The sequence below is a fragment of the Streptomyces sp. NPDC048192 genome, from assembly GCF_043202415.1.
Classification (GTDB): Bacteria; Actinomycetota; Actinomycetes; order Streptomycetales; family Streptomycetaceae; genus Streptomyces.
The window spans coordinates 93971-113784 of record NZ_JBIDAL010000001.1; the positions used below are offsets into that span (position 1 = coordinate 93971).

A 19814-nucleotide genomic window follows, 5' to 3' on the forward strand; every position below is an offset into this window, starting at 1 on the left:
GGATGAGGACAGCCCATTGCCCCGACGGGGGGCACAGCAAGGCGCTTTGCGAAGGCTTTGCTTCGGTTCCGGTTTCAGTGCAGGTCGGCCGCATAATCCGGAAGGACCCGGCGCAGCGCGCGCAGCGCGTAGTACGCGCGGGACTTCACGGTACCGGGTGGCACGCCCAGGGTCTGCGCCGCTTCCGCCACACTGGCACCGAGGAAGTACACGAGTACGAGCACGTCACGGTGTTCCGGCGTGAGGGTCTTCACAGCCCGGCGCACATCGAGCATCGCGGCGGCCCGCTCGGCGTGATCGGCGGTCACCCGCGCGGTCTCGGGAAGCTCGGCGCCGGTCTCCGGCGGCCGGGCCTGCCGGGCCCGCCGGGCGTCGATGGCCAGCCGCCGGGCGACCGTCAGCAGCCAGGGCCGGACGGAGGCGAAGTCCTCGGCGTGCAGCGCCTCGGGATGCTGCCAGGCGCGCACCAGCGTCTCCTGGACGAGGTCCTCGGCCCGCTGCCGGTCGCCGTCGCAGAGCCGGAGCAGCAGGGCGAACAGCGGTCCGCCGTGCTCGCGCTGGAGCGCGGCCAGTTCGTGCTCGGCGGTCGTCGTCCCGTGGGGCGCTGCCGCCGCCCGGCGGGTGAGTGGGGTTGCGGCCGTCATGGCCGTATGGCAGCGCGGGAAGCGGCCGGGGGACAGGGCGCGGGGCCGCCGGAGCGACGGACGGTCGATCGGGTCGGCGAACGGTCGGACGAACGGTCCGCGACGGCGCCGCCCCCCGGCCGGTCACTCGGCGGGCCGCTCCCGAGCCAGCACCGAGCGCTTGTAGGAGTAGCCGAAGTAGATCAGGCACCCGATCACGAACCACACCGCGAACCGCACCCACGTCTGCCAGTGCAGGAACGTGATCAGCCAGACCGAGAAGACGCAGCCCAGCGCCGGCACGACGGGCATCCCGGGCGTGCGGAAGGTGCGCGGCAGCTCCGGGTGCCGGTAGCGCAGCACGATCACCGCCGCGCACACCACCACGAAGGCCAGCAGGATGCCGATGTTCGTCAGCTCCGCCGCCGAGCCGATCGGCACGAACCCGGCGATGGCGGCCGAGGCGGCCCCGACGATCCAGGTCACCCGGGTCGGCACGTGCCGCGTCGGGTGCGTCTTGGCGAACCACCGCGGCAGCAGGCCGTCACGGGACATGGAGAACCACACCCGGGTCACGCCCAGCATGAACGTGAACATCACCGTGAGGATGCCGATGATCGCGCCCACCGCGATCACGTCCGCGAGCCCGTGCAGACCCACCGCCTTGAACGCCGAGGAGAAGCCGCTCTCCGGGTCGATGTGCCGGTACGGCTGCATGCCCGTCAGCACCAGGCAGGCCGCCACGTACAGCACCATCGAGATCACCAGGGAGTAGATGATCGCCTTCGGCATGTGCCGCTGGGCGTCCTTGGACTCCTCCGCCGCCGTCGACATGGCGTCGTAGCCGAACACCGCGAAGAACACGGTGGCCGCGCCGGTGAACGCGCCGCTGACACCGAACGGGAAGAACGGGTGGTAGTTCGACGAGTCGATGTGGAACACGCCGACGCCGATCACCAGCAGCACCACCAGCACCTTCAGCGCCACCACGAGGGTCTCGAAGCGGGCCGCGCTGCGGATGCCCAGGTTCAGCAGCCAGGCGATCAGCAGGCACAGGACCGCCGCGAAGAGATCGACCCGGTGCCCCGCCCCGGTGCCCGGCGCGCCCAGCATCCAGGCGGGCAGCTTCGCGCCCATCTCCTCGACCAGGAAGCCGAAGTAGCCGGAGATGCCGATGGCCACCACCGCCACGATCGCGGTGTACTCCAGCAGCAGGTCCCAGCCGATGAACCAGCCCGCGAACTCGCCGAGCACCGCGTAGCCGTAGGTGTACGCCGACCCCGCCTTCGGGATCAGCCCCGCGAACTCGGCGTACGACAGTGCCGCGCATGCGCTGGCCACACCGGCGATCAGAAACGACACCAGCACCGCGGGGCCCGCCGTGCCGTTGGCCACCGTGCCCGCCAGCGTGAAGATGCCCGCGCCGATGATGCCGCCCACACCGATCGCGGTGAGCTGCCACAGGCCGAGCGAGCGGTCCAGCCGGGTGCCCTCGCCGGCCTCGGTGTCCTCGATGTGCTCGATCGGTTTGCGCCGGAGAATCCCCTCACCCGCACGGAGCCTGGCCATGCCCCTCACCTCTTCGCCGACGGCAACGGCTGACGCCGGATCATGATGACTCAGGGCCGCCGCGCAGGGAAGACGCCACGCACGGCCCAGGCGGGCGTCCAGACGCGGCCTTCGGGCCGGGCCGGCTGCCCGTCCGAGAAATGGGCGCGCAGGGCGGGCAGCGCCGGATGCAGGTTGGCGGTGACCCACAGCAGACAGTGCGGGTAGACCGGTGTCGGGTCGCGCAGCGGGATACGGCGCAGGTCGTGGCCGGCCGGCCACGTCAGCCGCGTCCGTTCACTGACGAGGGTCGCCAGCGAGTCGGAACCGGCGACGGCGTCCTGCACCGCCCCGGTGAAGTTCGGGCCCGAGGAGTCGATGGCGAGGCCGAACTCGGCGGCGAGCGACGCGTAGTAGGCGGCCCACTCGGTGCCCTCCACGATGCCCGGCATCCAGATCCGGTGCCCGGCCAGCTCCCCGGGCGACACCCGGCGCCGCCCGGCCAGGGCGTGCCCCGGGCCGGTGAGCAGCTGGAGCGGCTCGTCGTACACCGGCGCGGCGGCGACGCCCCTGGGCAGCGGCCTGCCCGGCATGGCCACGGCGCGGAAGGACGCGTCGATCGCGCCCGAGCGCAGCGCGGTGAGCGCCGAGTCCACGTCGAAGAGGGTGACGACGTCGAGGGCGATGTCCGGGTGCGCCTCATGGAAGCCGCGCAGCAGCCCCGCCGGGGCGAGCCGCGCGCCGATCACATCGACCCGCAGGGCGCGCCGACCGAGCCGTACGGAGGCGGCCGCGCGCTCCTCGGCCAGCAGCAGCTCGCGGGCGTGCGGCAGGAAGGCGTGGCCGTCGGCCGTCAGCTCCGCGCCCCGCGCGGCGCGGGTGAACAGACGCACGCCCAGCTCCTTCTCCAGCGCGGCGATCCGCTTGGAGACCGCCTGCTGGGTGATCGCCAGGACGGCCGAGGCCTCCTGGAACTGCCCCGAGTCGGCCACGGCGACGAAGGTGCGCACTGCCTTGAGGTCCACGGCGTCACCGTACAACCAACGGTTGTGCCGATCGTCCGGGCGGTTGTTTGATCCGGCGCCCACCTGCGGGTTTTCATGTCCCGGATCAACGGGAGGTTGTGCATGGCGCTGGGCCGGCGGTTCGGGTGGCTGTGGGCCGCGTACGGGGTGAGCGCGCTCGGCACCTACCTCGCCTTCGACGCGTTCTCGGTGATCGCGGTCATCGTGCTGCACGCCGGCCCGGCCGAGGTGGCGCTGCTCGCGGCGACCGGGCCCGCGGTGGGCGCCGTGGCCGCGATCCCGCTCGGGCCCTGGGTGGAGTTCCGGCGCAAACGCCCCGTGATGATCTCGATGGACCTGGTCAGATGCGCCGCGCTGCTCACCGTCCCGGCCGCCTGGGCGCTCGGCGGGCCGGGCCTCGGCCAACTGCTGCTGGTGTCGGTCGTCGTCGCGGCGGCCGACATCACCTTCAACGCCGCCTCCGGCGCCTTCCTCAAATCGCTCGTGCCGGCCGGCCGGCTGCTCACCGCGAACTCCCGGTTCGAGTCCACGAACTGGACCGCCCTGGTCCTCGGGCCGCCCCTCGGCGGTGCCGCGATCGGCCTGTTCGGCCCGGTGGCGACCGTCGCGGCGAACGCGGTCAGCTTCCTGCTGTCGGCCCTGGGCATCGGGGCCGTCGGCGGCGGCGAGCCGCGCCCCGCGGGCACCGGCGGGCGGCGCCTGCGCGCCGCCGACCTGCTCGACGGCTGGCGGCACATCCTCACCAGCCCCGCACTGCGGCCGCTGTTCTTCAACAACCTCGCGGCCAACGCCCTGATCATGGTCGCCGCGCCGCCGCTGGCCGTCCTCATGCTCGGCCCGCTCGGCTTCGCCCCCTGGCAGTACGGCCTCGCCTTCGCCGTGCCCTGCCTCGGCGGCCTCCTCGGCTCCCGGCTGGCCCGTCCGCTCGTCGCCCGGCACGGGCAGCTGCGGGTGCTGCGCGTGGCGGGCACCCTGCGTGCCGTCTGGCCGCTCGGGCTGGCCTTCGTCCCGCCCGGACCGCCCGGCCTGCTGCTCGTGATGGTCCTGGAGTTCGGGGTGATCACCTGCTCGGGCGTCTACAGCCCCGTGTACGCCACCCGCCGCCTGGAGTGCACCCCCGACGACCGGGTCGCCCGCACCCTGTCCGCCTGGTCGGTCACCGGCAAGGCCACCACGGCCGCCCTGACCGCCCTGTGGGGAGTGCTGGCGGCCCTCACCGGTCCACGCGCCGCCATCGCCCTGGCCGGCGTCCTGCTCCTGGCGACGCCGCTACTGCTGCTGCGGGGGACCCGGGAGGTCACGGCACGACCGTCACCGGCCAGCGCCCCGCCTTCACCAGCCGGATCGCCACCGAGCCGATGAACCGGTGGCCGGCCTGCTCGGAGGCGCCCACGACCACCGCGTCCGCCTTCAGCTCGTCGGCCGCCTTCACCAGCCCGCTGTAGGGGTCGCCGCGGAAGGTGTGGAACTCCCAGCGCACCTCGAATATCCCCTTGACCCGCTCGGCCGCCTCCCGGATGTAGCTGACCAGGTCCTCGGCGATCTCGTCGGTCGTCTCCGCCACCGGCGCCCCGAGCGCCGCCCCGGCCGCCAGCACCGGCTGCACGTACACCACGGCCAGCAGCGCGTGCTGCCGCCGGGCGAGCCCGCCCGCGTACGCCGCGGCCCGCAGGCTGGAGTCGGAGCCGTCCACGCCGACGACGATGACCTTCGGCCCGTCCGTGCCCCGCTCGAACTGGTGCGAATGCGAGTGCGAGTGCTGTTCCGTCACGGCCGTGAGGGTATCGGAACCCGCGGTTCCCACTGAGCGGCGCGGCACCCGACCGAACCGAACGGCCCACGTCGCACCCTGCGGGCGGCCTGCGGCGGGGGCGGCGTACGGCTTGGCCGCGGGCGGGTGGCGGTCGGTGCGGTTGCCGGTCCGGCCGTGTTCGGCGGGTGGCTTGGCTGGTGCGGCGCACGGTTCGGCCGCGGGCGGGTGGCCGTCGGTGCCGCGCGCGGGTCGGCCATGAGCGGCGGGTGGTGGTCGGTGGGCCTACGGTCCGGCCGTGCGCGGCGGGTGGCCGGTGCGGTGTGCGGCCCGGCGTCGCGTGCGAGGTGGTCGATGCGGCCCCCGCTCCGGCCGCGCGCGGCGTGCGAGTGGCGCCGCCTGCGCCGGGGCCGTCTGCGCCGGGGCGGTGTCACCCGTACCGTGTCCGTGCCATGCTGCCGTGCCGTCTCGACGGGCGAGGCGGGCGGTGCCTTCCTACAGTCGGAATCATGACCGCCAGCGCGGAGCCCGCCGCACGGAGGGACGTCACGGCCTCGACCGGCCCGCCCGCCGGCCGGCGCCTCGGCTGGGTGCCCGAGGCCTTCGCGACGCTCTTCGCGGCGCTCGGCCTGCTGTGCGCCCTGCTCGCGCTCGTCGAACCGCTGCGCCGGCTGCTCCACCCGGTCGCCCGCGCCCTCGACCTGGTGCTGGTGCCCATCAGCGCCAACCTGGCCTACGCCGTCTTCCTGTTCCTGCTCGGCGCCGCCACCGCCGCCCGCAAGAAGGTCGCCTGGTGGCTGGTCGTCGTCTATCTGGGCCTGGTCGTCCTCACCGACGCCCTCGGCGTGGGCCTCGGCCTGTACGCCGCGTCACTGCCGTCGCTGGTGCTGTGCGGCCTGCTGCTGGCCCTGCTCGTCGTGGCCCGCGGGGAGTTCTACGCCGCCTCCCGCCGCGGAGCGGTCTGGCGGGCGCTCGCCGTGCTGCTGGGCGGCCTCCTCGTGGCCATCCTGCTGGGCTGGGCCCTCGTCATGATGTTCCCGGGCACGCTGCCGGCGGGCCAGCACCTGGCCTGGGCGGCCGACCGGGTCTGCGGCGGACTGGTCTCGAGCGGCTCCTTCGCGGGCCGCCCGCCCCGCCGGGTCACCTTCGTGCTCGGCCTGCTCGGCGCCCTCGCCCTGCTGAACGCCGCCGCCACCCTGTTCCGCTCCCAGCGCCTGGAAGCCGCCCTGCACGACGACGAGGAGGCCCGCATCCGCGCCCTCCTCGCGGCCTGGGGCGACCGGGACTCCCTCGGCTACTTCGCCACCCGCCGCGACAAGGCCGTCGTCTTCTCGCCCAGCGGCAAGGCCGCCGTCACCTACCGCGTCGAGGCCGGCGTCTGCCTCGCCAGCGGTGATCCGGTCGGCGACCCGGAGGCCTGGCCGCCGGCCATCGCCGCCTGGCTCGGCGTCGCCCGCCGCCACGCCTGGGTGCCCGCGGTGATGGGCGCCTCAGAGGACGGCGCCCGCGCCTACGCCCGCGCCGGGCTCGGCGCCCTGCAGCTCGGCGACGAGGCGATCGTGCACGTGGCCTCCTTCGATCTGGACGGCCGGGACATGCGGGTCACCCGGCAGGCCGTGCACCGCGTCCGCCGTACCGGCGCCACCTGCCGGATCCGCCGGCACGCCACCCTCACCGAGCGGGAGATGGAGGAGATCGTCGACAAGGCCGACGCCTGGCGCGACACCGAGACCGAGCGCGGCTTCTCCATGGCCCTGGACCGGCTCGGCGACCCCGCGGACGGCGACTGCCTGCTCGTGGAGGCCCTCGGCGAGGACGGCCGGCTCCTCGCCCTGCTCTCCTTCGTGCCCTGGGGCCGCGACGGCATCTCCCTGGACCTGATGCGCCGCGACCGCGCCGCCCCCAACGGGGTCATGGAGTTCATGGTCGCCGAACTGTGCACCGCCGCACCCAAGCTGGGCATCCGCAGGATCTCGCTGAACTTCGCGGTCTTCCGGTCCGTCTTCGAGGAGGGCGCCCGCATCGGCGCCGGACCCGTGCTCAGGCTCTGGCGCCGGCTGCTGCTGTTCTTCTCCCGCTGGTGGCAGCTGGAGGCCCTGTACCGCTCCAACGCCAAGTACCACCCCGAGTGGTATCCGCGGTTCCTCTGCTACGGCGACGCCGCCGCCCTCGCCCGCATCGGCCTGGCCTCCGGCATCGCCGAGGGCTTCGTCTCCGTGCCGTCGCTGCGCAAGCTCTGGGGAAAGGGGCGCCCGCGGAACGGGCAGCGGCCCGCCACCACCCAGGGGCTGCCTTCCCTGGCGGCGCTCGGCCTCGAAGCGGGGCCGGCCGGGGCCGCCGCACCGCAGGCGGACCTGCCCGACCAGGTCCGCGTCCGGCACCGCAAGCTCGACCGGCTGCGCGCGGCCGGCACGGACCCGTACCCGGTCGGCGTCCCCGCCCCCACCCACGCCCTCGCCGACGTGCCGCCCGGCGCGGACGTCACCGTCGCCGGCCGGCTCATGCTGGTCCGCGACTTCGGCGGCATCGTCTTCGCCGTGCTGCGCGACTGGTCGGGCGACCACCAGGTCGCCCTCACCCGCGACCGCTGCGGCACCGCCCTGGACCGCTTCACCGCCGTGTGCGACATCGGCGACCACCTCACCGTGACCGGCCGGGCCGGCCGCAGCGACCAGGGCGAGCCCACCGTCTTCGCCGCCTCCTGGCAGCTCACCGGCAAGTGCCTGCGCCCGCTGCCCGACAAACGCCGGGGCCTCGCCGACCCCGAGGCGAAGGTCCGCCGCCGCTACCTCGACCTGGCCACCAGCCCCGCCGCCCGCGCCGTGCTCCGGGCCCGCTCCGCCGCCGTGCAGGCCCTGCGGCAGGGACTGCTGGACCGCGGCTACGTCGAGGTCGAGACCCCGATGCTCCAGCGGATCCACGGCGGTGCCAACGCCCGCCCCTTCACCACCCACATCAACGCCTACGACCTCGACCTGTACCTGCGCATCGCCCCCGAGCTGTATCTGAAGCGGCTGTGCGTGGGCGGCCTGGAGAAGGTCTTCGAACTGGGCCGCACCTTCCGCAACGAGGGCGTCTCCTACAAGCACAACCCCGAGTTCACGATGCTGGAGGCCTACCAGGCGTACGCCGACTACGACGTCATGCTCGACCTCACCCGCGAACTGGTCCAGGGCGCGGCGACCGCCGTCTTCGGCGCCCCGGTGGCCCGCAGGAACGGGCAGGAGTACGACCTGTCCGGGCAGTGGCCGGTCAAGACCGTGCACGGCGCGATCTCCGAGGTGCTGGGGGAGGAGATCGGCCCCGGCACCGAACTGCTGCGGCTGCACCGGCTGTGCGACCGGACCGGGGTGCCGTACACCGCCGACGACGGGCCCGGCGACATCGTGCTGGAGATGTACGAGCGGCTGGTCGAGGAACGCACCGGCGCCCCCACGTTCTACAAGGACTTCCCCACCGACGTCTCCCCGCTGACCCGGCAGCACCGCGCCGACCCGCGGCTCGCCGAGCGCTGGGACCTCGTCGCCTTCGGCACGGAACTCGGCACCGCCTACTCCGAGTTGACCGACCCGGTGGAGCAGCGCCGGCGGCTGACCGAGCAGTCGCTGCGGGCGGCCGGGGGCGATGCGGAGGCCATGGAGCTGGACGAGGACTTCCTGCAGGCCCTGGAGTACGCCATGCCCCCGACCGGCGGGCTCGGCATCGGCGTGGACCGGCTGGTGATGTTCCTCACCGGCCTGACGATCCGGGAAACCCTGCCGTTCCCCCTGGTCCGCCACCGCTGACCCACGCGCCCCCGGTCACCGTCTATGCGCCGCCGCTGCCCCGCACGCCCCGCTCGCCGTCCGCGCATCGCCGCTGAGCTGCCTGCCCCCGGCCGCCGTCCGTGCGCCGCCGCTGACCCGCGTGCCCCGGGAACCGCCCATGCGCCGCCGCTCATCGCTCGCCTCGCCGGTCACCGTCCGCGCATCGCCGCTGAGCTGCCTGCCGCCGGCCGCCGCTGACCCACACACCCCCGCTCGCCGTCCGTGCGCCACCGCTCACCGCACGCCCCCGGCCGCTCTCCCTGTGCCCGCGCCAGCCCTGCTGGGCCGTCCGGGTGCATTCCCGCCGCCGCAGCGGTGCCGTTGCGGTGCGGTGGAGCGGTGTGTGCGCGAGTGATTGGTCATGCAGAAGGATCAGTTGTTCACGCGGCGCCGGTTGCTCCTGGCCGGCGCCGCCGCGCTGGGGGCCGCGGGCACCGCCGGCGCCGTCCTGGCGGGCGGCGCCGAGGACAGCCCCGAGGCCGCCGCCCCGCCCGCATCCGGCCCGCAGGCCCGCCAGGCGCCCGGACCGTCCGCCTTCCGGCTGCAGCCGCTCACCGGGTACGGACCACCGCGGGCCGCGCCGCACAGGCTGAGGATCCGCACCGAACCCATCATGCGGATGCCGGGGCACGGCCGGCGGATGACGCTGACCTTCGACGACGGGCCCGACCCCGAGTACACCCCGCACGTCCTGGACACCCTGGCCGCGTACGACGTCCGCGCCATGTTCTTCCTGTGCGGCGAGTGCGTCGCCGGCAACCGGGAACTGGTGGCCCGGATGGCCGACGACGGCCATGTCGTCGGCAACCACACCTGGACGCATCCGCTGCTGACCACCCTCAGCCGCAGGAGGATCCGCGACGAGATGAAGAGGACCAGCGACGTCATCGAGGACGCCTACGGCGAGCGCCCGCAGTGGTTCCGGGCACCCTACGGCGCCTGGAACCGGACCGTGTTCCGGCTGGGCGCCGAGATGGGGATGGAACCGCTGGCCTGGACCGTCGACACCACCGACTGGATGATGCCGGGGGTCAGGACCATCGTGCGCCGGGTGGAGGCGGACGCCGCCCCCGGTGCCGTGGTGCTCTCCCACGACGCCGGGGGAGACCGTTCGCAGACCGTTCGCGCGCTGCGTGAATGGCTGCCCCGTCTTCTCGACTCCGGATATCGCATGACGGTGCCGAAACGGCGCGTGTGACGGTTTCCCGGGGCCGTTCCCGTATATCCCGGCCCGCCTGCTCGCGGTGGTTCACCGCACCGCGACCAGGCGGGCGAAGACGACCACGTTCCCGTCGTATCCGTGCTGCCTGGAGAAACCGCCGCCGCAGGTGATGACCCGCAGTTCCGGAGTTCCTTTCGAGCCGTAGACGCGGTCGCCCGGGAAACCGCTCTTGGAGAAGAGTTCGACGCCGTACGTCTCGAACACCGCGGTCTTTCCGTCCTTGCGCAGAACCTCGATCCGGTTTCCCTTCCTGAGGTTTCCCAGTCCGTAGAACACGGCGGGGCCCTGCTGGTTGTCCACGTGCCCGACGATGACGGCCGTGCCCTTCTCGCCAGGGGAGACCGCGCCGGTGAACCAGCCCGCCAGGCGCGGGTTCTCCGGCGGTGGCGCGCCGATCCAGCCGTCCTTGTCCAGGGTGACCGGCACCACCGGCGCGTCCACCCGGATCACCGGGATCCGCACCCGGGAGGCGGCGGAGAACGCGAGCGGCGCCGGTGCCGCGGGGTGGGTGCGGGGACCCGCGGCGGGCCGGCTGTCCGGCGCGGCCACCGAGGCGGGCCGCGGCGGGCCGACGTCGAACTCGCCCGAACCGTTGCGGATGAGCGCGATGCCGGTCAGCAGAACCAGCGCCAGCACGCCCCACGGGGCGCGCCTCCTTCGCCGCTCCTCCTCTTCGGCACGTTCGAACAGCTCGGACGCAGACATTCGCCATCCCCTCTCGACGCGGCCGTCACCACGTCCCTCGCGCATGGGAAAACGCTAAATCCCCACGCACGCGGCGGGCGACGGGGTGAGCGGCGAACGGGTGGCGGCAGGGGCCTTGCGGTGCGCCATCCGAGTTGCCGTTCACCAGAGCTTTCTGACGGTTCGTGACCTGCGACAATATCCGATTGTGTGCTTTTCTCGCGGGATGTTGTGTCACCAGGACAGAGCATTCTCGACATGCGGGCGTGTTCCGCGCGCTCGAGTGTCGTCCCCGGGAGGTGTTTTCTCGCCGATCGACCGGGGACGGCCCCGGGCGCCTCCCGCGGAGGTTCACATGCGCAACCAACGTGCCCTCACGGCCGCTTGGACGGCGGCCGCCGTACTCGGGCTCGCCTCCCCGGTGGCGGTCGCGGCCGACACGGGCAACGACGACGTCCCGTACACCAGCCCGGGCCGGGCGGACCACCCCGTCCGGGCGGACCACCCGGGCCGGGACGAGCACGCCGACCGGGGCGGGCACGCCGACCGGCGCGAGCGGCACGGCCAGGACGAACACGCCGATCGGGATGAGCACGCCGACCGGCGCGAGCAGCACGGCCAGGACGAACACGCCGGCCAGGACGAGCATCCCGGCCGGGATGAGCAAGCTGGCCGGGATGAGCACCACGGCCAGGACGAACACGCCGGCCGGGATGAGCACCACGGCCGGGACGGCGACGGCGGGCCGCGTGGCATCGTCGTCTCGCCCAGGGTGCTCCCGGCGGGCGGGCGGCTCACCGTGGGCGTGGAGGGCTGCCCCGACGGCGGCACCATGTCCTCACGCGCCTTCCCGGCCACCGGACTCGACGCGTCCGGCGACGGCGCCTCGCGGGCCGGCGTCCGCCTCGGCCACGACGCCCGCCCCGGCCGCTACGACCTCACGGTCCGCTGCGACGGCACGGCCCTGGTCCGCCCGGACGCCTTCACCGTGCTCGGCGGCGTCCACGGCGGTGTCGGCGGCAGCCGATCCGCCGGGGCCACGCCGAGCGACATGGCCATCGGCGCCGCACTGGTGAGCCTGTCGGTGGTCGGGGGCGGCACGTACTGGCTGCGCCGTCGCCGGGAGAAGCGGGGCTGACGCCACGTCACCCGGCCGTCCGTCCCGCGGCGGACGGGACGGACGGGACGGACGGGAACGGCCGCGCGCCCGTGTGTGGGGGCTAGCCGGTGGCGCCCGGGAACATGTTCAGGAACGGTTCCGCGGTCACCGCCATGCCCCGGCTGAAGGGCGCGTCGAAGTCCCAGATGAGGAACAGCATGAACGCGATGGTCGCGGAGAACAGGCCGGCGAGGACCAGTTCGCGTCTCGTACGCCGGATCTGCAGGGCGAACACCATGCCGACGGTGATCAGCGCCCCGGTGAGCAGACCCCACCACACCACCGGCGGCATGGTGGACCCGGTGGAGTCGGCGCGGGCGTTGCGCGCCTGGTCGGCGGCGGTCATCTGGTCCAGCAGCGGCTGGTAGGCCTGCGCCTCGAAGTCGTTCTTCGGCCGGTAGTCGGTGACGTCCTGACGGACCTGCTGCAGCAGCCGCGCGCCGCGGTCGGTGACGCGCCCGTCGCGGTACATCGTCGTCCACTCGTGATGGACGACATAGCTGACATAGGTGTTGACATCACTGCGGATCCGGTCGCGCACGTCCGGCGGATACACCCGGACCCGCTCCGAGATCTCGTGCAGCGCCTGCGCCTCGGACTGCACGTAGTCCTGCGCGGAGTTGCGGGCCTCCCACACGCCCGCGATGGCGAGACCCAGGACGATCGCGTACACGACGCCGATCCACATCGTCATGTACTCGATGACGTCCGGGGTCTCGCTGGGATCCTCGTCCTCGGGAGCCCGCTTGTGCCGCAGGACGGTGACGACCACCACCACGGCGCAGGCCGCGAGCATCGCGAGGACGAGAACAAGCCAATCCGGCAACGGATACCTCCAGAAGTGAGGGGCCGGCGCGTCAGCGCGGGCGCAGAGCCGCGACGGCGACGATCGCCGGGACGGTGATGAGCAGCACGTAGGTGACCGGCGTGGTGCGGCGGGGCGCGACGTGCGCGGCGGGGTGCGGGTGGTACGCCGGGTAGGTCACCGGCGTCACCGACGGCCGCGGAGCGGGTCTCGGCGCCGGCGCCGGCTTCGGCGGTGGGGCGGGCGGGGGCGGGGGCTTCGGCGCGGGCGGCGCCGTGGCGGGCCGGGCCGGCGGGCGCGGTCTCGGCGCGGGCTTCGGCGGCGGTTCGGGTCTGGGCGGCTTCGGTACCGGTTTCGGCGCCGGCTTGGGTGGTGGCGATGGTGGCGGTGGCGGTGTCGGCGGCGGTGGCGTCGGCGTCGGTGCCGGCGTGGGGGTCGGCGGGCACGGGGGAGGGGTGGGCGCCGGGCAGGGCGGCGACGGCCAGTGGCCGCCGCCCGCGTAGGCCACCGCCGCCGTGCCGTCCGGGCCCGTCGAGGCGTACGCGCAGGCGTCGGCCGACGCGCTGCCCACGGGGCAGCCCACCAGCGTCCAGGTCAGCGTCACCAGTGCCAACAGCCGTGCGGCGGGCGCGCATCGGGTCACTTCGGGTCCATGCACGCCAAGATCATGTGTTGCGGGAAGGGGCCGTACGCCGCGGTCCCCCGGGTTTGCTCCGAAAGGGTGACATGTCGCGATCGGTGGTTTGACGGGGTGAGCGGTGCGATCGGCCTGAAATGTGCGCCCGTACGAGCCGCGCACCGGCGGGACCGGTCACAGGGCCCGGAGGAAAAATCCCCGAAGAACTTCCCCTCCCCGTTGAACGCTTCCCCACCCCCGATGCGTACCCATGACCGTGCGGCGGCGCGGCAGGCGCTGCAACAACCAGGCAGACATGGGGAGTTGGAGATGAAGACCTCCTGGCGGACCGCCTCGATGGTGGTCACAGCCGCCTCGGTGCTGGCGCTGACGACGGCGTGCGGTCAGGACAACGGCACCCCGTCCTCGGCGGCGCAGAACGTCGGGGCCACCGCGCCCGCGGGCAGCCCGACCACCGGCGCGGGCAACGGCTACGGCGCCGACGGCAACCAGGGCACCGGATCCCCGGCCCCGGCCGCCCCCGCGGGCAAGCTCACCGCGGACACCAACCCCAACCTGGGCAAGGTCGTGACCGACGGCACCGGCCTCACCCTGTACCGGTTCGACCAGGACACCGCGAATCCCCCCAAGTCGAACTGCGACGGCGCCTGCGCCACCACCTGGCCGCCGGTGCCGGCCGACGACGCCACGGCCGGCGCCGGCATCGACAAGTCGCTGCTCGGCGAGGTCACCCGCGCCGACGGCACCAAGCAGCTCACCATCGGCGGCTGGCCCGCCTATCGCTACGCCAAGGACACCAAGACCGGTGACGCCAAGGGCCAGGGCGTGGGCGGCAAGTGGTTCGCGCTCGCCCCGAACGGCAAGAAGGCCTCCCTGACCTCCCTGCCCGGTCTGTCCGTCCGCAAGGACCCCAAGCTCGGCGACATCGTCGTCGACCGGAACGGGATGACGGTCTACCGCTTCCTCAAGGACAAGGCCTGGCCGAAGTCCGTCTCCAACTGCACCGGTGCCTGCCTGGAGAAGTGGCCGGCCGTCGGCATCGTCAAGGCCGACGACACCAAGGGCGTCCAGAAGAAGGGCCTGATGGGCTTCACCCGTCCCGACGGCGTGCGGCAGATGACGGTCGACTGCTGGCCGGTCTACACCTTCTCCGGGGACAACGCCCCCGGCGACACCAACGGTCAGGGCGTGGGCGGCACCTGGTACGCCGTCGCGCCCGACGGAAAGCCGGTCGGCGCGCCGGGCCACTAGATCACCTCCCCAGGGTCGATCGCCCCGCCCGACCCGGAGCGCCACCGAAGGTCCGCCCCCTCCGCACCGCAACGGAGGGGGCGGACCGCTGTGCGGGCTCCGGCCGCCGGTGAACGGCGCGCGCAAGACGGGCAAACCACGGCACACGCGACAGCGATTGCCCAGGCAGTGGCGTGGAACGGACGGGCAATTTCCGGTTCGGGTCGCTCCTTTGGCGGGCGATCAGTAGCCTCAGCTCGAACACCGGATCGCCTGCCCCTGCCGCCTACCCTGGGAGAGATACATGGAGCGCCCCGCCTGGGCCCCTCGGAGCATCGACATCTCGGTGCCGAGCGTCTCGCGGATCTACGACTTCTACCTGGGCGGTTCGCACAACTTCGAGGTGGACCGGGAAGCGGCCCGCAAGGCGATGGAGTTCATGCCGGGTCTGCCCAAGACCATGCAGGCCAACCGGGCGTTCATGCGCCGCGCCGTGCGGTTCGCGGCCGCGGAGGGCATCACCCAGTTCCTCGACATCGGTTCCGGCATCCCCACGTTCGGCAACGTCCACGAGGTGGCCCAGGCGGCCGTGCCGGGCGCCCGCGTGGTCTACGTCGACCACGACCCGGTGGCCGTCGCGCACAGCGAGGCGGTGCTGGCGGGCAACGACGACGCGGGCGTGGTCGCCGCGGACCTGCGCAAGCCGCGGGAGATCCTGGCCAGCCCCCAGGTGGAGCGGCTGATCGACCTGAACCGTCCGGTCGCCCTGCTCCTCGTTGCCATACTGCACTTCGTGGAAGACGCGGACGACCCCTACGGTGCGGTGGCCGAGCTGCGCGACGCGCTCGCGCCCGGCAGCCTGCTGATCCTGACCCATGCCTCGTACGAGGGAATCCCGCTGCCCGCCGAGCGGGCCGAGGGCGCGGTGGACGTATACAGGGACATTCGCAATCCGCTCATCATGCGCTCGCGCGACGAGATCGCGCGGTTCTTCGAGGGGTACGACATGGTGGAACCGGGACTGGTGCCGATGCCGCTCTGGCGGCCGGAGTCGGCGCCGGAGGACGAGGACCCGTTCGCCTTCTCCGGATTCGCCGGCGTGGGGCGTACGGCGTGAGCGCCGAGCCGGACGGGCCGGAGGACAGACTGCGCCGGTTCACGACGATCTGGAGCCGGGCGGTCTACCCGGCGACCTCCACGTCGCTGACCCGTGCGGAGTTCGAGGACCAACTGCTGCCGCTCGCACGCCGGCTGAGCGAGCTGCTGCGGGCCCGCGTCTTCGACGGGGACGGCGCCAAGGCGATCGGCGCCGCCCTGGTCACCGCGCACTGCACCGACCCCGAGGCGCTCAGCCGGACCCTGGACTGCGTCGACGCCTATCTGGTCCTGTACTGCGCGGGCGACGGCCCCCAGGACGAACCCCGCCTGCGCAGCTCGCGGTTGCAGCACGCGATGGCCGCCGGGTACGCCGAGGCGCTGCGGGCGCGCACGCTCGCCGAGCAGGAGTCGATCGCCCAGGCCGCGCTCAGGGCCCAGGGGGTGGTCGCGCAGGCCCTGCACGCCAGCGAGGCCCGCTTCCGCGCGGTGTTCGAGGGCGCCGCCATAGGGATCGGCATCGCCGACCTCGACGGCAACGTGCTGCAGGTCAACAAGGCGCTGCTGCGCATGTTCGGGCTCTCCGACGAGGCCCTGCGCGGCCGCCGCGTGCAGGACTGGGTGCACCCCGAGGACGCGCCGCAGACCTGGAAGCTGTACGACGAGCTCGTCCGCGGCGACCGCGAGCACTACCACCTCGAAAAGGCCTTCAACCGCCCCGACGGAACGGTCCTGTGGACCAATCTGACGGTGTCCCTGCTGCGCGACGCCGACGGCGATCCGCAGTACCAGCTCGCGCTCATGGAGGACACCACCGAGCGCCGGCTGCTCAACCTGCGGCTGCGCTACGAGGCCACCCACGACGCCCTCACCGGCCTGCCCAACCGCACCCTGTTCTTCGAGCGCCTGGAGAAGGCGCTGAACGCGGGCGAGGGCCAGCGCTTCGGCCTGTGCTACCTCGACCTGGACGGCTTCAAGACCATCAACGACAGCCTCGGGCACGCGGCCGGCGACCGGCTGCTGGTGGAGGTCGCCGACCGGCTGCAGTCCTGCGCGACGGCGCCCGGCGAGATGGTCGCGCGGCTCGGCGGCGACGAGTTCGTGGCGCTGACCACCGGGCCGGGCACCGAGCGCAAGGTCGACGAACTCGCCGACCGCATCATGAACGCCCTGGTCACGCCCGTCAGCATCGACGGCCGCGACCTGCTGGTGCGCGGCAGCCTCGGCATCGTCGAGGGCCCGGCGGGCGAGCGTACGGCCGCGGAGGTCCTGCGCAGCGCCGACATCACCATGTACCGGGCCAAATCGGCGGGCGGCAACCGCTCCGAACTCGCCGATCCCGAGGCCGACGCCCGCGCGATCACCCGGCACGGCCTGACCACCGCGCTGCCGACCGCCCTGGAGCGCGGCGAGTTCTTCATCGAGTACCAGCCGCTGGTCCACCTCGGCGACGGCAGCGTCCGGGGCGCCGAGGCCCTGGTCCGCTGGCTGCACCCGCAGCACGGCGTGCTCGGCCCCGACCGCTTCATCCCGCTCGCCGAGCACACCGGCCTGATCGTCCCGCTCGGCCGCTGGGTGCTGGAGGAGTCCATCCGGCAGGCCCGCGCCTGGCGAGAACGGCACGGCGCGGAGCAGGCCGCGGGTCCCCTGCGCATCAACGTCAACCTGTCGCCGTGCCAGCTCAGCCATCCGGGCCTTGTGCAGGACACGGTGGACATCCTGGAGCGCGCGGGCGTCGCCCCCGACGCCCTGTGCCTGGAGGTCACCGAGTCCGCGCTCATCGGCGCGGACGACGACCTGCTCAAACCGCTGCACCGCCTCGCCGAGATGGGCGTCGACATCGCCCTGGACGACTTCGGCACGGGCTACTCCAACCTGGCCAACCTGCGCCGTCTGCCGGTGCGGGTCCTCAAGCTGGACCGCTCCTTCACCCAGGGCATGCAGCGGTTCCCCGCCGACCCCGTCGACCTGAAGATCGTCGAAGGCATCGTCTCCCTCGCCCACAGCCTCGACCTCGCGGTCACCGTCGAGGGCGTGGAGACCGGCGCCCAGGCCGAACAGCTGCGGATACTGGGCTGCGACACGGCCCAGGGCTGGTACTACGCGCGGCCCGGCCCACCGGAGAGGCTCCACGACCTGGCCCTGGCGGACGCCACGGGCTGACCGTCACCGCCCGCGCACCGGCAGGCCACGGCTCCCGCCGCCCTCGGTATTGCCCTGAGGGCAACAACCGTGAGCGGGCCGGTCCTTCAGTTCCGGGACGGCCCGGGGCAGGCTCGGGCACGCAGATCACTGCGTGCCCACACCACCTGTTCCCCGCGGAGACTCCATGATCCTCGTCACCACTCCGACCGGCCAGATCGGCAGCCGCGTGCTCGACCGCCTGCTCGACGCGCCGGACGCGGCCGGCCCGGTCCGTGTGATCGTCCGGGACCCCGGACGCCTGTCCCCGGCGGTGCGCGCCCGCGTCGAGGCCGTTCCCGGCTCGCACGCGGACCCCGACGTCGTCACCAAGGCGTGCGCGGGCGTGGACCGGGTGTTCTGGCTGGTGCCCCCGTCGCTCACCGCCGGCAGTCTCGACGCCCACTTCGAGGACTTCACCCGGCCCCTCGTGGACGCCGTCGCGACCCAGGGCGTCGAACGGGTCGTCGGCGTCTCCACCCTGGGCCGCGGGATCGCCGAGAACGCCGGGCAGATCTCCCTGGCCCTGGCGATGGACGAGGCGATCCGGGCGACCGGCGTCCACCACCGGGCGCTGTGCCCGCCGTACCTCATGGAGAACCTGCTCCGGCAGGCCGCCGCGATCCGCGACGGCGGCATCCTGGCCATGGCGGCGCGCGGCGACCGGGTGCTGCGCACCTGCGCCACCCGGGACATCGGCGACACGGCGGCGCGGCTGCTGCTGGACGGCTCCTGGACCGGCCAGGCCGATGTGCCGACGGTCGGTCCGGACGAGCTGACCCCCGAGGACATGGCACGGGTCGTGTCCGAGGTGCTGGACCGGCCCGTCCGCTTCCAGGAGGTCACCCCCGAGGAGCAGAAGGCGGCGCTGCTCGCGCACGGCGCCGGCGAGGCCGCGGCACGGGGACTGACCGACATGGTGCGCGCCCTCGCCGCCCAGGGCTTCTACGGCGCCTCCGCCCCGCGCACCCCCGACACGGCGCCCACCGGGTTCCGCCAGTGGTGCGAGGAGGTGCTGCGGCCGGCCCTCCTCGGCTGACGGCCCCCCGCTCAGCGCTCCAGCAGCATCCGCTGGAGCTCCCGTGCGGCCCGGGGCGGCGCCACGTCGCTGCGGTGGGCCAGGGCGATGGTCCGCTGCAGCCCCGGCCGCGCGAGCGGGGTCACCCTGAGCCCCTGCCCGGACCGGGTGGCCACCATCCGGGGGACGACGGCCAGCCCCAGCCCCGCCCGCACGAAGCCCAGCACCGCGTCCATCTCCCCGCCCTCCACGGCGAACTCCGGCTCGAACCCGGCGGAGCGGCACGCGGCGACGGTGAGTTCCCTCAGGTCGTACCCGTGCCGGAACATCACCAGCCGCTCGCCCTCCAGGTCGGCGATGCGCACCGCCCGCTCGCCCCGGCCGGGCGCCGGCGCCTCGGGGGAGGAGACCACCACCAGCTCCTCCCGCAGCAGCTCCACCGTCGACAGCGCGGGCGCCGGGGTCGGCAACGGCAGCACGATCAGCGCCAGGTCCAGCGCGCCCCGGGCCAGTTCCCGCACCAGGTCGTGCGAGCCGCCCTCCTCCACCAGCAGCCGGATGCCGGGGTAGCGGTCGTGGAAGGCGCGCAGCACATCGGGCAGCAGGCCCGTGCACAGGCTGGGCGTCGCCCCCAGCCGCACCCGGCCCCGGCGCAGCTGCACCAGCTCCTGCACCTCCTGCCGTGCGGTGTCCGCGTCGGCCAGGATGCGGCGGGCCAGCGGCAGCAGCGCCTCGCCCGCGTCGGTGAGCGTGATGTTGCCCCGGGCGCGCAGGAACAGATCCGCGCCCAGCTCCCGCTCCAGCGCCTTGATCTGCTGGGACAGCGACGGCTGGGCGACGTGCACCAGCTCGGCGGCCCGGGTGAAGTGCCGGGTCTCGGCCACGGCGACGAAGTACTGGAGCTGCTGGAACTGCATCCAGCGAGCATAGCCTGTCTCTATGGAAACAAGCCGTACCATGTCTTGGACCGATCGGGACCTTCGGCCCTAGCGTGCTGTTCCATGGCTCTGGCAACGCGGACGGACCGACGG

The 19814-nt window shown here is 73.5% G+C and carries 16 protein-coding genes; 8 read left to right on the top strand and 8 right to left on the bottom strand.

Annotated features, from left to right (window positions below):
- Positions 1-74 precede the first annotated feature (74 nt).
- The 3 genes from ACGFZN_RS00390 to ACGFZN_RS00400 form a co-directional block, all read right to left on the bottom strand.
- Positions 75-644: a sigma-70 family RNA polymerase sigma factor gene (locus ACGFZN_RS00390; protein WP_393856210.1), complete on the bottom strand. Its 570-nt coding sequence runs from the start codon at positions 642-644 to the stop codon at positions 75-77.
- A gap of 123 nt (positions 645-767) precedes the next feature.
- Positions 768-2192 carry an amino acid permease gene (locus tag ACGFZN_RS00395; protein WP_393856211.1) on the bottom strand — a complete coding sequence of 475 codons (1425 nt, stop codon included), beginning with the start codon at positions 2190-2192 and terminating at the stop codon, positions 768-770.
- A 50-nt stretch (positions 2193-2242) separates the two neighbouring features.
- Complete coding sequence (locus tag ACGFZN_RS00400) at positions 2243-3196, bottom strand: LysR family transcriptional regulator (protein WP_393856212.1); 954 nt, start codon at positions 3194-3196, stop codon at positions 2243-2245.
- Between the two features lie 102 nt (positions 3197-3298).
- Here ACGFZN_RS00400 and ACGFZN_RS00405 point away from each other — a divergent pair, with 102 nt between their 5' ends.
- A complete protein-coding gene (locus tag ACGFZN_RS00405; RefSeq protein WP_393856213.1) occupies positions 3299-4558 on the top strand; it encodes an MFS transporter in 1260 nt (419 codons plus the stop codon).
- Here ACGFZN_RS00405 and ACGFZN_RS00410 read toward each other — a convergent pair.
- Positions 4494-4967, bottom strand: coding sequence for a universal stress protein (locus ACGFZN_RS00410; protein WP_393856214.1), 474 nt, complete (start codon positions 4965-4967; stop codon positions 4494-4496). The genes ACGFZN_RS00405 and ACGFZN_RS00410 overlap by 65 nt on opposite strands.
- Positions 4968-5455: 488 nt before the next feature.
- Between ACGFZN_RS00410 and lysX the strand changes: the two genes are divergently transcribed.
- Both lysX and ACGFZN_RS00420 read left to right on the top strand, forming a co-directional pair.
- On the top strand, positions 5456-8731 hold the full coding sequence (lysX, locus tag ACGFZN_RS00415) for a bifunctional lysylphosphatidylglycerol synthetase/lysine--tRNA ligase LysX (RefSeq protein WP_393856215.1): 3276 nt from the start codon (positions 5456-5458) through the stop codon (positions 8729-8731).
- A gap of 382 nt (positions 8732-9113) precedes the next feature.
- Positions 9114-9950: a polysaccharide deacetylase family protein gene (locus ACGFZN_RS00420; RefSeq protein ID WP_393856216.1), complete on the top strand. Its 837-nt coding sequence runs from the start codon at positions 9114-9116 to the stop codon at positions 9948-9950.
- Between the two features lie 51 nt (positions 9951-10001).
- On the opposite strand, the gene ACGFZN_RS00425 is transcribed toward ACGFZN_RS00420, so the two are convergent.
- Positions 10002-10679 (bottom strand): class F sortase, encoded by a 678-nt coding sequence (locus tag ACGFZN_RS00425; RefSeq protein WP_393856217.1) that lies wholly within the window; start codon positions 10677-10679, stop codon positions 10002-10004.
- Positions 10680-11013: 334 nt separating this feature from the next.
- Between ACGFZN_RS00425 and ACGFZN_RS00430 the strand changes: the two genes are divergently transcribed.
- On the top strand, positions 11014-11796 hold the full coding sequence (locus ACGFZN_RS00430) for a hypothetical protein (RefSeq protein ID WP_393856218.1): 783 nt from the start codon (positions 11014-11016) through the stop codon (positions 11794-11796).
- 82 nt (positions 11797-11878) lie between these two features.
- Here the strand turns inward: ACGFZN_RS00430 and ACGFZN_RS00435 are convergent, their stop codons facing one another.
- Both ACGFZN_RS00435 and ACGFZN_RS00440 read right to left on the bottom strand, forming a co-directional pair.
- The gene (locus ACGFZN_RS00435; RefSeq protein ID WP_393856219.1) at positions 11879-12643 is read right to left on the bottom strand and encodes a DUF4239 domain-containing protein; all 765 of its coding nucleotides are present in this window, start codon (positions 12641-12643) and stop codon (positions 11879-11881) included.
- Positions 12644-12674: 31 nt separating this feature from the next.
- Complete coding sequence (locus ACGFZN_RS00440) at positions 12675-12803, bottom strand: hypothetical protein (protein ID WP_393856220.1); 129 nt, start codon at positions 12801-12803, stop codon at positions 12675-12677.
- A gap of 765 nt (positions 12804-13568) precedes the next feature.
- Between ACGFZN_RS00440 and ACGFZN_RS00445 the strand changes: the two genes are divergently transcribed.
- From ACGFZN_RS00445 to ACGFZN_RS00460, 4 genes are all read left to right on the top strand, one after another.
- Positions 13569-14510, top strand: a complete 942-nt coding sequence (locus ACGFZN_RS00445; protein ID WP_393856221.1) for an SCO0930 family lipoprotein — start codon at positions 13569-13571, stop codon at positions 14508-14510.
- Positions 14511-14793: 283 nt separating this feature from the next.
- Positions 14794-15606, top strand: coding sequence for an SAM-dependent methyltransferase (locus ACGFZN_RS00450; RefSeq protein WP_393856222.1), 813 nt, complete (start codon positions 14794-14796; stop codon positions 15604-15606).
- Positions 15603-17747 carry a putative bifunctional diguanylate cyclase/phosphodiesterase gene (locus ACGFZN_RS00455; protein WP_393856223.1) on the top strand — a complete coding sequence of 715 codons (2145 nt, stop codon included), beginning with the start codon at positions 15603-15605 and terminating at the stop codon, positions 17745-17747. Before ACGFZN_RS00450 ends, ACGFZN_RS00455 begins: the two co-directional genes overlap by 4 nt.
- Positions 17748-17913: 166 nt before the next feature.
- Positions 17914-18804: an NAD(P)H-binding protein gene (locus tag ACGFZN_RS00460; protein ID WP_393856224.1), complete on the top strand. Its 891-nt coding sequence runs from the start codon at positions 17914-17916 to the stop codon at positions 18802-18804.
- 11 nt (positions 18805-18815) lie between these two features.
- Here the strand turns inward: ACGFZN_RS00460 and ACGFZN_RS00465 are convergent, their stop codons facing one another.
- Positions 18816-19700, bottom strand: a complete 885-nt coding sequence (locus tag ACGFZN_RS00465; protein WP_393856225.1) for a LysR family transcriptional regulator — start codon at positions 19698-19700, stop codon at positions 18816-18818.
- Positions 19701-19814: the final 114 nt, after the last annotated feature.

Excerpts from the sequence above, each read along its gene's own strand:
- ACGFZN_RS00390 (WP_393856210.1), bottom strand. The coding sequence starts at position 644 with ATGACGGCCGCAACCCCACTCACCCGCCGGGCGGCGGCAGCGCCCCAC.
- ACGFZN_RS00395 (WP_393856211.1), bottom strand. The coding sequence starts at position 2,192 with ATGGCCAGGCTCCGTGCGGGTGAGGGGATTCTCCGGCGCAAACCGATC.
- ACGFZN_RS00405 (WP_393856213.1), top strand. The coding sequence starts at position 3,299 with ATGGCGCTGGGCCGGCGGTTCGGGTGGCTGTGGGCCGCGTACGGGGTG.
- lysX (WP_393856215.1), top strand. The coding sequence starts at position 5,456 with ATGACCGCCAGCGCGGAGCCCGCCGCACGGAGGGACGTCACGGCCTCG.
- ACGFZN_RS00420 (WP_393856216.1), top strand. The coding sequence starts at position 9,114 with ATGCAGAAGGATCAGTTGTTCACGCGGCGCCGGTTGCTCCTGGCCGGC.
- ACGFZN_RS00425 (WP_393856217.1), bottom strand. The coding sequence starts at position 10,679 with ATGTCTGCGTCCGAGCTGTTCGAACGTGCCGAAGAGGAGGAGCGGCGA.
- ACGFZN_RS00430 (WP_393856218.1), top strand. The coding sequence starts at position 11,014 with ATGCGCAACCAACGTGCCCTCACGGCCGCTTGGACGGCGGCCGCCGTA.
- ACGFZN_RS00445 (WP_393856221.1), top strand. The coding sequence starts at position 13,569 with ATGAAGACCTCCTGGCGGACCGCCTCGATGGTGGTCACAGCCGCCTCG.
- ACGFZN_RS00450 (WP_393856222.1), top strand. The coding sequence starts at position 14,794 with ATGGAGCGCCCCGCCTGGGCCCCTCGGAGCATCGACATCTCGGTGCCG.
- ACGFZN_RS00460 (WP_393856224.1), top strand. The coding sequence starts at position 17,914 with ATGATCCTCGTCACCACTCCGACCGGCCAGATCGGCAGCCGCGTGCTC.
- ACGFZN_RS00465 (WP_393856225.1), bottom strand. The coding sequence starts at position 19,700 with ATGCAGTTCCAGCAGCTCCAGTACTTCGTCGCCGTGGCCGAGACCCGG.